Genomic DNA, 12,869 nt, shown 5'->3' with positions numbered 1-12,869 from the left:
TTCATAATAATGGTTGTTATGAGACACGTATTTAATGCAGTGGCTGCAAGGCTAACAATTCCAATTGTGTTGCTCATGATCTTGGCGATGGTGATTTTGCCGCTGCCACCGATTCTATTGGATGCGTTTTTTACCTTTAACATCATGCTTGCCATTGTTGTCTTACTGGTCAGCAGCACCGTTTCGCGAGTGCTTGATTTCTCAATATTTCCATCACTATTACTTGTCGCAACCTTGCTTCGATTAACTCTTAACGTCGCCTCTACCCGTATTGTTCTGCTCGAAGGTCACAATGGCGGAGACGCCGCAGGTAAGGTCATTCAATCTTTCGGTGAAGTGGTTATCGGCGGGAGCTACGTTGTCGGTATCGTGGTGTTCGTGATCTTGATGATCATTAACTTTGTGGTCATCACCAAAGGTGGCGAACGGATCTCCGAAGTATCTGCACGCTTTACTCTGGACGCCCTACCAGGGAAACAGATGGCCATTGATGCTGACTTGAATGCCGGGGCTATCGATCAGAAAGAAGCGAAAACTCGACGTTTAGAAGTAGGAGAAGAAGCGGAGTTCTATGGCGCAATGGACGGTGCCAGTAAGTTTGTTCGTGGTGATGCGATTGCCGGGCTATTGATTCTATTCATCAACTTAATCGGTGGGGTGCTGATAGGCATTTTTGAGCACAACCTCAGCGCAGAAGCGGCTTTTCAAACCTATGCCCTACTAACGATTGGTGATGGTCTGGTTGCTCAAATTCCATCGCTGTTACTGGCCACCTCTGCCGCTATCATAGTGACGCGAATCAGTGACAACGATAACGACATGGCGCAAACGGTCAAAAGGCAGTTACTTGCGTCACCGAACAACTTATACATGGCAGCAGGGGTTATGTTTGTTATCGGTAGCGTGCCAAACATGCCACACTTAGCCTTTTATACCTTTGCCGTCTTACTAGCGTTTGTCGGCTGGAGACAATCGAAATTTCAACATGTGACACCCGAGACCAGCCCCGATTTAGATACGCTTCCTCAGCCCCATCAAGAAAACACCATCGACTGGAGCATTATTCCCAACGTCGATGTGATCGCTTTGTCATTAGGCTTCAAATTGGTTCCTTTGGCGAGCTCACAAAAAGGCGGCAATTTGATTAAAAGTATCCGTGGTAGCCGAAAAACACTCAGTGAACAAATAGGCTTTGTGATGCCAGAGGTGGTGATTACCGACAACCTTTCACTCAAGCCTTCTGAGTACGCGATTAGCATTGATGGTGATGAGATTGAGCGTGGCGAGGTGTATGCCGATAAAGCGATGGCAGTCGGCAACCACATTGACCATCCAGATCTCGATGGCATTGTTGGCATCGACCCAGCCTATCAACTTCCAGCCCTATGGATTAAAAAAAGCGACAAAACCAAGGCGATCAACCACGGTTTTCAGGTCATTGAGGTACATGATGTTATCGCGACTCACGTCAGTAAAGTATGCAGCGAACACCTAGATAACATCTTCAATTATGATGATGTGAAAGCCCTCAACCAACGACTTGCTATGCAGCATCCTGAGCTTGCAGAGAACCTAGCCAGCGTCATTAGCCCGAACCTACAAATGCAGGTCATCCGTCAGTTATTGGCTCAACAAGTGCCTATCATTAACGTAAGGACCATCGCTAATACCATTATTGAAAGCGTCGACACCATAAAAGACCCAATCTTGCTGTCCTCTAATATCCGGGTCGCGTTAAAACGAACCATCGTCAATTTGATCTCACCAAACAGCAAGACCATCCATGCTTTCATTATTGGAGCAACCTTAGAAGGTGAATTGAAAGGCGCGATCTCTTTGAGTCAGCAAAGCGATCCCAATATTCCTCTCGACTCGATTCCTGTTGAACCGACCATCTTGCAAAAATTCCAAAACCGCATGCCGACCATAGTACAAACCATGCAGAGCCAAAATCTACCTCCAGTCATAGTTGTGCCGCCCACGACACGCCCAATGATCGCCAAGTTAGCTAAAGCCTTTGCCAAAGAGCTGATTGTGCTGAGTTACAACGAGATCCCAAATGAGTATGGGTTGAACGTATTGGGGGATGTGGAATAAGTCATAAGAGGCAAGAAAGAAGCCCATCCAAGCTCAAGAAAGCCTATTGATGAACTTCTTTATCCATTAACCTTCCCGCTAAGCCAAAGAATGGTAAAACACGCTGACGAAAAATGAGGTCACCATTCAACAGGCGGGAATCTATTCATCCTATTGTGGTAAGACAAGCTGACCTGAGACGATTGGGAAAGTGTTTGTGGTTGGCTTTTTAGCTAAACGTACGGTCGTTGAGGCACCTCCGATTTCGTAAGTCACATCGTATCCATCAACTTGTGTCGATGTGGTGTATTCGGTGCTGCAGCGTTGCTCAGTGGTCGTTATTGTATCGTTTTTCTGTGCGTTATCTTGAATCTTACGCCCTGTCATTGCACCTGCTACCGTGCCAACGGCCGTCGCGATGGTTTTTCCTGAGCCACCTCCGACTTGGTTGCCTAAAGCAGCCCCAGCAGCAGCGCCGCCAATCGTGCCTATAATCTTGGCTTCGTCTTTCACCTCAGCTTGTCGAGTAACCAGCACATTGTGACAAACCTGATGAGGCGTCTTGACCGATTTAGTGACGGCCTCAACTAACGTAATATTGGCAAGTGTTGGGGCAGAAGCTTCCTCTTTACACGCTGAGAGTGTCACTACGGTTGTTGCTGCCATTACCACTGCTTTGATTTTCATTGTCTTTCCTTAATTATGTTTTTGTATCGGAGGGCATAATAAGGATTAAAATTAGTGATATTTCAGCGGTGAATGAATTCTATGTCATTGTCTGGTGAAGAGTCAGGGCCAGATAATCACACTGTAAAATTATTATCATGGCGTGGTGATTTACTATACAAACGTAGATTACGGGAGGATTTAGAATACTCGAACTCTATTTTTTTCAATGACTACGCCGCGTAGTAGCTTTCCAGATTGTTGGTTCTTAACTGAGACCGTATCGCCTATTAGCCCACTTTCCAACGCCATTCCTAGCGTTTCTAAACGGATACTTTTCGATTGAAAAACCACATCCACAGCGTGTCCCTTTTCAACGTCATAATCCAAATACATGGAAGAAGTAGTCAACAAATCTCCCTTGTTCAATGAGCGTTTGATTTTGCTGCCAGCGATTTCACTAGCCTTGAAGAACACTTTTTGATCTTTGTAGAGTTTGATCGGTTCAATCGCAATATCATCATGCGTCAGTCTTTGGCCTTTCTTAAGCGCCTTATTGGCTGTCGCAGTCCAGACGGTTATTGTCGACGTTGAGGTTGCTGAAAGAGTCCACCTCTCAGACTCACAGCGCACGTTCCACTTTTGTTTGCCAAGCTTGATTTTACTTCTATGAGTGACTTCAACCGACTCGCTACACTGTGGTAACTGATGAATGGCTCGAGAAAAGCGGAGCTGAATATCCAATTGGTACTGTTGGGGGTAACGGTAACGAATGGTTTGTTCAATGAGCGATTGGATTTGAGTAGAAAGTTGTTGTTCAAGAGTAATGTTGCCGACTTCTGCGCTCACCTTGGTCACACAACCAAGGGCGAACAGCCATGTGCTAGCTAGTTTTAATAACTTAGCCATACACCGCCTCAACCTAAACATTGACCCTTAATTGATGCTTACCAAGCGCCTCTTCCATTGCTTGATGCTGCATCACCATGACACTGCCTTGGCGCGCCAACTTAGTTTTGCACTGCTTGATAGTCAGCTCGATTTCCGTATCCAAAGTTTGAACACGTTGTAGTGCTTTTCCTTTGAGCCGAGCCTGCATGCTTTTTGCGTACTGTCTGTCTTCACACCCCAGTCGCTTGGCCAGAGCAAATCGCTTATCGTCAGCGTCTGCTAGCCGTTGAGTCAGTGATGTGATCGCTTGATTGAGCGATTCCAGCTTCTGATACTCACGGTTCAATATCGCCACACGAATGTCATCTAGACGTGCCGACAGCTCGCCTGACAAAGCCAACACATGTTGACCATAAGTAATGTAACCAATCAGGTCGCTTCTACGTTCCATGATCCAGTCTCGTAATGACTTTCGCTAGTTCATCCATATCAAACACTAACTCTCCCGCGGAAATCTGCGCTTTAATCTGCTCGACTTTAGCCGTATCGATATCTTCAACACCGTCAAAAAGGCTCTTGGTGTTATCGAGTAACTCCACTTCATGTTGAGAGAGGTTAATCGGCTTCACCTTCGCTTTTTGATCCGGCTCTGTCTTTTTGTTTTGAACCACATCTACCTGAGTATGAGGCACAACGTGTTTCACATTGTCGACCTTAATTTGACTCATCTCTGCCTACCCATTTTGCTGCACTACTAATTAACTATAACGGCAGTATTTCGTCTCTGTTTCACCTTTTTCTCAATAGTTTGATTACATTGTCTCTGGTTGGCCCGCTAAAGCCGCGATGAATTGACTTAAGCGACAGCTCCGGATTGCTCACTAACTGATGTTTAAAGCTGCCTAATTTGTGCAACTCGGGATGTGAACAAAACGCGATAAGCTGGTCAGCTTTTTGCCTTTTCATTTTCAACATCTTCGATAATGCCAAATACAGTTTATTGACCCGTTCAAGCAAGGCATCGATTTGTTGATTCGACCCCGGCTCATTGACCAACAAACGACTGATGTCATCCAACACCGGATAGCGAGCTTGAGCCTGTACCGCAATCGGTGGCCCTTCAGCATAGCGACCACCTTGGCCCGAAACGAAGACCTGCCCATCCCACAAACGCCATTGTTGGTCTCGAATGCCGATCACAAACTCTTGTTGTTCATTAACTCTGAGCTGCAAATGCGCATAAGCAAACATCATCTTGAATTGTTCTAGCAATACCTCTCTGTCTTCAGAGCGTTCAAACGCCAACGGTATCAAGCGGTTGTTGATGTACAGAGAGACAACTTCATCACGAAACCGCTCTCGCTGTAAGTCGAGCCCTGGAACCGTGAACTCGATAAAAGGGTTATCGCCTTGAATCGGTGCAAAACTTGAATCCACCACATAGTCACCAAACAACCGTTTCTGACTCCAAAACACCAGTTTTTTCTTAATCACATCAATATGGTTGGCTTGTTCAGGGTTGTATTGGTTCAGCTCGGCTAACTGGCGCAGCTTAATCAACTCACTCGCCACAGTTCGTAACACTTCCCCGGCCATCATGAGCCTGCTGTACATTTTGTGAGAGTCGGCGACCTCAGCAATCAACTTAGGCCTTTCTTGCAAGTTCATTTGCACCATTTGCTGTCTAATGAGTGCATTATTCGGCTTGTTGCTAGTCAGCTTTTCCGGCTTCTTAATCTTTCCTGTCGTTGTCGGATTCACTTGATTCTTGCGCTGCGTAATACCCGTGAGTTTCATACTGCCTCTCCAATTAGGTCAACCTTGGCTCATTAGCAAAGTTCAGCTTGATGATCTCTTCCGATTGCATTTGTTTGACGATTTCAATGATATCTTTACGTGCTTGCTCAACCTGACTGACTGGCACCGCACCAATGCGCACCAGATTCTCCTTAAGCTCTGTCGATACCCGCTGTGGCATAGAATTAATGATGTAAAGACGACAATCTTTGTTGGTACCTTTCAGAGCATAAGCCCATTGCTCTAAGCTAACTCTTTCGTTAATCAGGTTGATGGTCTCTAGGTCTTGATTGAATAGGGTAAAGAAATCAAACATCGCCTCTTCCACCAGCTCTGCGGCTTCAGCGTCTTGATCATGAAGGAATTGGAATAAATTGCTTTTATCACCGGAGTAACGATTGATGAGGTTCGCGACCACTTTCGAACCTTGCAAGCTGGCAGACCCGCCACTGTGATAATTGATTTTGCAGCGATCGATAAGGTCTTTTAGCGTCTCCATCAGACCCGACGTGAGTACCTGCGTCTTAGATATTTGCAATATTAACGCGTGGCACTCTTCTTCCTCATATTCATCCATGACACGGCCGCTGTATTCCAAAGGGAGGTGGGCAATCAGCAGCGCTTGCAGGTTGATGTGCTCTTTTTTAAGGTCATTAACCAAGAGTTCAGGGGGAATCCACGCCAGCTTTTCAGCATGTGAGCGGATCTCGTCACCATAAATCTCCGATACTAGATCTCTTGCCAAATTACCGTTTAACGTCTTTTCCAACACATTGGTGATGTATTGTCGTGTCCCGCCGAGAATCCCGGAGTGCTTACGAAAATCATCAAAAAAGCCCGACAAAGAGACCAAGGCATCCTTGGCTTTAATGTCCTTCATCTTACTCATGGCATGCGTGATCTGTTTTATTTCTTCATGGGTGAAGCCTTTGAGTACCTCAGAACCGATGTCTTCTCCCATCGTTAGCACCAACATCGCGACGCCATCCACTGATTGATAGGTTTGTTTGCCATCCATGCACCTTCTCCTACTAACTTTTATTTGGTTCGTTATGCTTGTATCCAAGTACGTAAAATCTCAGCCACCCTATTCGGATCCTCTTTTGCGATTAGCTTAAGGTGTTTAATTTGAACTTCGAGTGGGCTATCTGCAGATGGCAGGTTGTCATCGAGCGCTTTAATACCGGTTGCATCAATACCTAAGGAATCCAGTTTGGATTGCAATGCAGCATCAGCGGCACGCTCCTCTTTGGTTATCACGTCATCGTATTCCATGCTTTCCGCTTCCAGCTCTTCTTGCTCCGCTGACTTAGTGAGGTATTGAGCGAGAGGTCGCAGCACCACCATGATCATCAAGCCACTGAGCATCACACCTAGCAGATATTTAAGAGGCTGCATGATATGCGTGTTCTCAAACCAAGCTATCGGAGCTTGCTCTGGAATACTCGCAATCACAAAAGGGAAGTGAGTGATGTGAATGCTGTCGCCGCGCTCAGTATTAAAACCGATGGCCGAACGAACCACATTCTCAACATTAGTAAGCTCTTCAGTAGTCCAAGTTTGATTGGGGTTCGCTAAATCGTTGACCACAATAGAAACCGAAAGGTTCTGCAAGACACCTTGCTGGTGCTGAGTATGGCGAACCTTGCCACTCACCGCATAATCACGTGATGTTTCACTTCGATTAACCTTAGCGTTGGGCTCTGGTTGAGGCTCTCCATCGGTCACTGGTGGTGTGTTGCTCAATGCCCCCGGAATACCGAGCGCCATCGAAGACTCGTTCATGTCACTCAGCAAGGTCTCTTTTCGGACCACGGGATCAGCGTAGATCTCTTCTGTTTCTTCCACCTTAGAGAAATCAATATCACTGGCAATTTGCACTCGAAAATTAGCCGCACCGAGGATCGGAGTCAGCATATCGGTCGCTTGAGCAACCAAGGTTTTTTCAAGGTTACGTTTGTAATCAGATTGCTTACCAGTCGTGACGGTAATGTCCCCAACCGTCGCGTCATTCGATAACAAACGACCGTGTTGATCGACTACTCGCACATGTTCCGATTTAAGCCCTATCACCGCACCAGACACCAAGTTAATGATTGACTCAACCTGCGTCGGCTTGAGGTCCATCCCATTGATAATATGAACAATCACAGAGGCTCTCGGCTGCTCAGCATCATCGCGCATAAACAGGCTTTCTTTGGGTATGGCTAAATGAACACGAGCTAAGCTCACGGCGCTCATGGTGGTAATGCTGCGCGCTAGCTCGCCCTCTAAAGCATGGCGATAACGAGCGTTTTCCATAAACTGACTTTCACCAAGGCTCTTTGAGCTATCCAGTGAATCAAAACCACTCGGCAATTGTTCTTTTAAGCCTTTCGACGCCAATATCATCCGGATCTTGGCGACATCGCCTTCGGGAACCAGTATTTGTCCATCGTCCTGACTCAGTTGGTAACGTATTGATTCCTCGTCCAACATATGCAGCACTTGGCTAGAGTCGAAGTTCGCCGATTTACTATAGAGAGGTCTAAACCTTTCCGATGACGTCCACAACATAATCACGATGATCGCCGCTGTGATCGTCGCAAAAATAGTGATGATAATGACGTTGCGCTGTGAACTCTGCCAAAACATGGTGAGCCACCCAGAGGCTTCCGTGAGCTTCTCTTTAGCTGCTCCCATATTGTTGGTCAACGCGGGTTGAGTATCTGCTTCTCCTGCCATCGCTAATCCCTAGCCTAAATTGGCATTTTTATGATGTCTTGGAAGTTAGACACCATCTTGTTGCGCACTTGCATTAATGCATTGAATGAGAGCTGGGCTTTCTGAGATGCGACCGTTGCTCCCAATAAATCATCACTTTTTCCTAACTCAACAGCGGTGATTTTTTCAGATGCATGAGACTGGTATCTATCCACAGTATCGAGCACACTTTTCAAGGTATTGCTGAACGCCAGTGAATTGTCCGATACCGGATTTACCGCGAGATTGTCATGCGTGATACCTCTCACCATGTTTCCAGTGACGGCTTGGTTAGAGAATGGATTACTGGCAACCTCTTGCTGCTGCTCTATCTTCCCTAACATGGCTTGTTGCATTTGGACTGCAGTCATCTTTTCCATTATTTACCCTCGCGGTTGCATCACTTGCGTACTAACCGAATTTCTACGCGACGATTCTTATCCCGGCCTTGCTGAGTCGTGTTGTCGTACTTGGGATAACGATCACCATGGCCACGTATCTCAATCATTTTCTTTGACACGCCATTGCCCATAAACCACTGCGCAACGTCCGATCCTCTCTGCTTCGAAAGTTGTAGATTAGCGACGGAGTCACCGGAGTTATCGGTGTACCCATCAATCAGAATTTTAATGATTCTCGAGTCTCGTTTAACCAAGGTACTGATGTCGTTAATGGTGCGTTTCTGCCCTTCGGTGAGGGCCACCGCACCCTGTTGAAAGCGCAGTTCGACTCGACGTGCATGTTGGAAATTAACCGGCGGCAAGCCATAACGACATTCATTGAATTGTTCTAAAGCTGGCTTAAAGTTGGTGGTTGGGAAATAGACATCAAAGTCCATCGCATTGACGTTAAACCAAGCGCCACTCGCCATATCATCCAACATCAAGGTGGCGCCATCATCAGTCACCAGCGCCGCCCCTTGCTTGTTGACTCTTTCAATGGTGGTTGTGGTGTAAGACTGGGACGTTCCCCATACCGGTTCAGTGGTATTGAATGACGTTGAGGTCGGAAGCGAGCGCACACCTCGCTTTTCCACTCTGACTTTCATCGGGCTTGCTGCCAACAAAATGAATTGCACTGAAAAGCCAGTGTGGGGGTCGAAAGAGTTCAGTTCACACATATCAACAGACTCAGAAAACCGCCACTCGACGCTATCGAAGGGAACAATGTAGCGCTGCGCCAAAACCGGAGACGACATTACTCCCCAGCTTATTAGACATGCGCTCAGCACCTTGCCAAGTCGACGTCGAAAAGCAGAAGAAATGTTCGAACTAACACTTGCCCAAAAGTACTTATTCATAACAGGTCAAATAGTGAAATTCCGGCAACACGCGCAAAGGTTTTTTGCGTCGCCTCTAGCGCGATCATGCCTTGGTTAAGTTCAACGGATGCCTCGGCATAATCCAGCTCCTCTAGCTCAGAGCGAACCGTTTCAGCAAAGAACACCATATCGATACTGGTCTCTTTCAACCTTTCTAATGCGTTGTATTGACTCCCAATATCGGTTAATGAAACCAACAAGTTTTGATGAAGCGTTTGGTTGGTATTGAGCGCGTTATCCAAAGCTGTTGTAAATCCCCCGGTTGCTAACTCCAACTCTGCTATCGCATTGTCTAAGTCAGTAAAAATTGCACTACTACCTATGGTGTCGGTGATGGTTAAATTACTCGGCACGTACTGATTATCACCCACCTTGGTTTCGCGATAATCTGAGTTGGGGTTTAAGGTATAAGGCGGTGCCGTATCGATTGCTGGATTGCTGATATCCGTTCCTGAAAATAGATAACTGCCATCATTGGCTTGGTTCAATGTGTTCAGCATTTCCGTTTTAAGTGACTTAAGTTCGAGCACGATTCCCGCCCGACTTTCCGAATCAAGAGTGCCGTTTTTCCCTTGTAGAAGCAGTTCGTTCACTTGTTGAGAGAGCGACTCCAACGTGTTGACGTTGGTTTCGTAGCGCGTCAGTTGTGACTGCACATTTTCGATATTTCGCTGGTACTGCTGATTATCAGAGACTGTCTTTTTTAATCCCTCAAGGCGCACAGCGGCAATTGGGTCGTCGGATAAATGATTGATCCTCAGCCCAGTCGACATTTGCTCAAAAACTTTGTTCAAGCGGATGTTGTTGTCCATTAGTGAACGTTGCATCACCGCGTTAAATTGTGAGTCCGTTACACGCATCACTTTTCTCCTAGAATGCTCTTAGCAAGGTCTGGAACATCTGATTGGCCGTGCTAATGATTTTCATATTGGCCTCATAAGCGTTGAGATAGAGCAGCATGTTGGCCGCCTCTTCATCGGAATTAACCGCGCTGACACTGTCTCTTGCCACTTGCGCGTCTTCCATGCTCACTTGAGCTGCCGTTGCTTCGCTCTGTGCCTGGCGAGTGAAAATACCGATATCACCGAGTAGCCCTGAGTAAGCGCTGTAGGGTGTTTCTCCCACCACAGAACCATTGGTTAATGGTGTTTGTGACAGCATCGATAGGTCTTTCAACACATCGCCATTTCCGGCAAGCGTTGCACTCGATGAAAAGGCTAAGTCTTGTGCCGTGAGGCTAGGATCAATCGCCAAAGACAGGGCTTCACTGCCTGGGGTGTAAGTAAACAAGTTCTGACCCGCCACACTATTGAGGTCAAACCCAGAATTTAATGCCGAGTTCACACCGTCGGCCAAGCCTTTGGCAAGATCCGCTAGCAGTGTTTTGATGGGTTCATATTGATTCGTTTTTAGTGCTTCGAGCGCTCCTAACTCTCCACCTAATGAAGCATCAACAGGCGTTGTCATTGACTGAAAAGTGATGTTCAAATCCGTGCTGTAAGGGTCACCACTGGATAGGTCTCGCGCAAGCGATGCGGCATAACCGCCAATCACAAGAGGCTGACCGTTTAGTGTAGAAAGTTCGACGCCGCCATTGGTGTAGATCACCTGAACATCGAGAGACTTAGAGAGTTCATTGAGGTGTTTATCCATCGCATCTTGTAAACCACCAACGCTCTTGCCAAGCAGCGCATCTTCTTGCAGTTTTTGATTTAGCGAAGCGATGCTTTCTAATTGGCTATTCACATGGGTCACCAAGGCTCCATAACGCTCACTTTGCGCGGCCTCCTGCTGGCTCAACTGCGCAGACACAGAGTTGAACTGTTGCGCCAAAGCGTCAGCATTGGTCAGTACTTGCTGGCGAAAAGCGACACTTTCTGGTGTAACACTGGCCTCATCAATCGCAGCAAAAAATCCGTTCATCCCTTGTGTGAGGCTCAGTCCATCCGCCCCCAATAAATTTTCCAAATTGGAGAGACCATTGAAGTAGCTTTGGCTGTATTGAGCAGATTCCGTCGCTTCTCTTAGTCGATTGATAGACGACTGATCAGCAATCCGCAGGATATCGCTAACCTCAACACCAGATCCTAGATTAATGCCATTTACGGCATTGCCCGATAAACTGGCTTCCATGGTCACTATTTGACGGCTATACCCGGGAGTATTCACATTAGCGGTATTTTGCGCCGTCGTATTGAGCGCTACCCGGTTGGCGAGCGCGCCACTTAACCCGATGTTGGTCATACCCATTACTGATTCTCCTTATCAAAAGGTCGGCCCATAACTTGTGATGACAACTGTTTAAAAATCATCTCGGCTAATCCAAACGACGATTGACGGCTGATTCGCTGTGCAAGCTGAGCATCTAGCATGCCCTGAAACATATCGTCTGATTTCATCGATAACGGATTGTCTTTATCACTCAGTGCTTGGCTGGCAGAACGCATTCGGGTCAGCATCTGTTGTAAAAACAACGCCTCGAACTGCTGTGAAGCGGCCAATAAACCTGAGGCAGAATTGTCATGCTTTAATTTGGCAAGCGCGTTGCTGTCCAAGTAAAAGTTGGTCATTGCCTGGCTCGAACCTACGCTGGCTTTCATCATCGGCATCATTTCTGGCGCCCTGTTCATCATGAGTCTTTCAAATGACTGTGGATGTTCAACAGGCTTCGCCGACGCAGCCATTTTAGGATTATCTAGTATTGGCGCCGCATGGTTACTCGATACCGGCTCAAGCGACGAAGGGTTCACAACCGTTAGATTTGCCATTAGATCACCACCAAATCACCGTTAATGGCACCCACCTCATCGAGTGCCTGCAAGATTTGCATAAGCGCTTCCGGTGTCGCACCAATATTGTTAATCGCATCCACGATCTCTTGTAGGTTTGTCCCTTTCGGCCAAACCATAGTGGTCCCATCTTCCTCATCAACACTCACTTGTGAGTTCTGAATAATCGCGGTTTCCCCTGCGGTATTGAAAGCACCACCAGGCTGAGAAACAGATTGAGATTCCTGTATTGTCACTGTGATCCCTCCTTGGCTAACCGCCGCTTCAGACACCGTCACGTTCTGGCTGATCACCACGGTTCCAGTGCGAGAGTTAAACACCACCTTCGGTAATCGACGCCCCTCTTCCACCTCAAGTTCTTGAATCATGGCAACAAACATCACTCGGTCTTCGCTATCTATCGGAGCTGAGACTTGAACCTGGCCTTTATTAAGCGCTTTCGCTACCTGACCGCCAAACATCTTGTTGATGGCCTTGGAAACATTGAGCGCAGTTTCGTAATTCGGTTGCTTGAGTTGCAGGCGTATCGTTGGCTCTAAATCAGCACCAGTCGAGACCTCTCGCTCTAAGGTCGCACCATTAGGGAT

14 protein-coding genes are annotated in these 12,869 nt (G+C 46.9%); 1 reads left to right on the top strand and 13 read right to left on the bottom strand.

Features of this window, described 5'->3' with window-relative positions:
* Positions 1–9: 9 nt before the first annotated feature.
* The gene (locus tag BCT81_RS09670; protein ID WP_102423991.1) at positions 10–2,097 is read left to right on the top strand and encodes a flagellar biosynthesis protein FlhA; all 2,088 of its coding nucleotides are present in this window, start codon (positions 10–12) and stop codon (positions 2,095–2,097) included.
* 150 nt (positions 2,098–2,247) lie between these two features.
* Here the strand turns inward: BCT81_RS09670 and BCT81_RS09665 are convergent, their stop codons facing one another.
* The 13 genes from BCT81_RS09665 to BCT81_RS09605 form a co-directional block, all read right to left on the bottom strand.
* Positions 2,248–2,763 carry a glycine zipper 2TM domain-containing protein gene (locus BCT81_RS09665; RefSeq protein ID WP_102423990.1) on the bottom strand — a complete coding sequence of 172 codons (516 nt, stop codon included), beginning with the start codon at positions 2,761–2,763 and terminating at the stop codon, positions 2,248–2,250.
* 180 nt (positions 2,764–2,943) lie between these two features.
* Positions 2,944–3,651 (bottom strand): flagellar basal body P-ring formation chaperone FlgA, encoded by a 708-nt coding sequence (flgA, locus tag BCT81_RS09660; RefSeq protein ID WP_102423989.1) that lies wholly within the window; start codon positions 3,649–3,651, stop codon positions 2,944–2,946.
* Between the two features lie 13 nt (positions 3,652–3,664).
* Positions 3,665–4,084 carry a hypothetical protein gene (locus BCT81_RS09655; RefSeq protein ID WP_102423988.1) on the bottom strand — a complete coding sequence of 140 codons (420 nt, stop codon included), beginning with the start codon at positions 4,082–4,084 and terminating at the stop codon, positions 3,665–3,667.
* A complete protein-coding gene (locus BCT81_RS09650; protein ID WP_008223385.1) occupies positions 4,074–4,361 on the bottom strand; it encodes a flagellar biosynthesis anti-sigma factor FlgM in 288 nt (95 codons plus the stop codon). Before BCT81_RS09650 ends, BCT81_RS09655 begins: the two co-directional genes overlap by 11 nt.
* Positions 4,362–4,422: 61 nt before the next feature.
* Positions 4,423–5,430: a hypothetical protein gene (locus BCT81_RS09645; protein WP_102423987.1), complete on the bottom strand. Its 1,008-nt coding sequence runs from the start codon at positions 5,428–5,430 to the stop codon at positions 4,423–4,425.
* Positions 5,431–5,443: 13 nt separating this feature from the next.
* Positions 5,444–6,448 carry a FliG C-terminal domain-containing protein gene (locus BCT81_RS09640; RefSeq protein WP_102423986.1) on the bottom strand — a complete coding sequence of 335 codons (1,005 nt, stop codon included), beginning with the start codon at positions 6,446–6,448 and terminating at the stop codon, positions 5,444–5,446.
* Between the two features lie 32 nt (positions 6,449–6,480).
* Positions 6,481–8,154 carry a flagellar basal-body MS-ring/collar protein FliF gene (gene fliF, locus BCT81_RS09635; RefSeq protein WP_102423985.1) on the bottom strand — a complete coding sequence of 558 codons (1,674 nt, stop codon included), beginning with the start codon at positions 8,152–8,154 and terminating at the stop codon, positions 6,481–6,483.
* A gap of 14 nt (positions 8,155–8,168) precedes the next feature.
* Entirely contained in the window at positions 8,169–8,444 is a 276-nt protein-coding gene (fliE, locus tag BCT81_RS09630; RefSeq protein WP_241908187.1) for a flagellar hook-basal body complex protein FliE, read from the bottom strand.
* A gap of 128 nt (positions 8,445–8,572) precedes the next feature.
* Entirely contained in the window at positions 8,573–9,370 is a 798-nt protein-coding gene (locus BCT81_RS09625) for an OmpA family protein (protein ID WP_241908186.1), read from the bottom strand.
* A gap of 98 nt (positions 9,371–9,468) precedes the next feature.
* A complete protein-coding gene (flgL, locus tag BCT81_RS09620; RefSeq protein ID WP_102423983.1) occupies positions 9,469–10,353 on the bottom strand; it encodes a flagellar hook-associated protein FlgL in 885 nt (294 codons plus the stop codon).
* Positions 10,354–10,363: 10 nt separating this feature from the next.
* Positions 10,364–11,743: a flagellar hook-associated protein FlgK gene (gene flgK / locus BCT81_RS09615; RefSeq protein WP_102423982.1), complete on the bottom strand. Its 1,380-nt coding sequence runs from the start codon at positions 11,741–11,743 to the stop codon at positions 10,364–10,366.
* A complete protein-coding gene (locus BCT81_RS09610; protein WP_102423981.1) occupies positions 11,743–12,261 on the bottom strand; it encodes a rod-binding protein in 519 nt (172 codons plus the stop codon). The genes flgK and BCT81_RS09610 overlap by 1 nt, the downstream gene beginning before the upstream one ends.
* A partial coding sequence (locus tag BCT81_RS09605) for a flagellar basal body P-ring protein FlgI (protein ID WP_198596873.1) occupies positions 12,261–12,869 on the bottom strand: 609 nt, incomplete at its 5' end. The genes BCT81_RS09610 and BCT81_RS09605, both read right to left, overlap by 1 nt.

The sequence above is a fragment of the Vibrio sp. 10N.261.52.A1 genome, from assembly GCF_002876325.1.
Classification (GTDB): Bacteria; Pseudomonadota; Gammaproteobacteria; order Enterobacterales; family Vibrionaceae; genus Vibrio; species Vibrio chagasii.
The sequence above is the reverse complement of the archived record's forward strand: the minus strand, read 5'-3'. Positions and strand labels throughout refer to the sequence as shown.

Coding starts and splice junctions, on each gene's coding strand:
- BCT81_RS09670 (WP_102423991.1), top strand. CDS start 10: ATGGTTGTTATGAGACACGTATTTAATGCAGTGGCTGCAAGGCTAACA.
- BCT81_RS09665 (WP_102423990.1), bottom strand. CDS start 2,763: ATGAAAATCAAAGCAGTGGTAATGGCAGCAACAACCGTAGTGACACTC.
- flgA (WP_102423989.1), bottom strand. CDS start 3,651: ATGGCTAAGTTATTAAAACTAGCTAGCACATGGCTGTTCGCCCTTGGT.
- BCT81_RS09655 (WP_102423988.1), bottom strand. CDS start 4,084: ATGGAACGTAGAAGCGACCTGATTGGTTACATTACTTATGGTCAACAT.
- BCT81_RS09650 (WP_008223385.1), bottom strand. CDS start 4,361: ATGAGTCAAATTAAGGTCGACAATGTGAAACACGTTGTGCCTCATACT.
- BCT81_RS09645 (WP_102423987.1), bottom strand. CDS start 5,430: ATGAAACTCACGGGTATTACGCAGCGCAAGAATCAAGTGAATCCGACA.
- BCT81_RS09640 (WP_102423986.1), bottom strand. CDS start 6,448: ATGGATGGCAAACAAACCTATCAATCAGTGGATGGCGTCGCGATGTTG.
- fliF (WP_102423985.1), bottom strand. CDS start 8,154: ATGGCAGGAGAAGCAGATACTCAACCCGCGTTGACCAACAATATGGGA.
- fliE (WP_241908187.1), bottom strand. CDS start 8,444: ATGGTGAGAGGTATCACGCATGACAATCTCGCGGTAAATCCGGTATCG.
- BCT81_RS09625 (WP_241908186.1), bottom strand. CDS start 9,370: ATGTCGTCTCCGGTTTTGGCGCAGCGCTACATTGTTCCCTTCGATAGC.
- flgL (WP_102423983.1), bottom strand. CDS start 10,353: ATGCGTGTAACGGACTCACAATTTAACGCGGTGATGCAACGTTCACTA.
- flgK (WP_102423982.1), bottom strand. CDS start 11,743: ATGGGTATGACCAACATCGGGTTAAGTGGCGCGCTCGCCAACCGGGTA.
- BCT81_RS09610 (WP_102423981.1), bottom strand. CDS start 12,261: ATGGCAAATCTAACGGTTGTGAACCCTTCGTCGCTTGAGCCGGTATCG.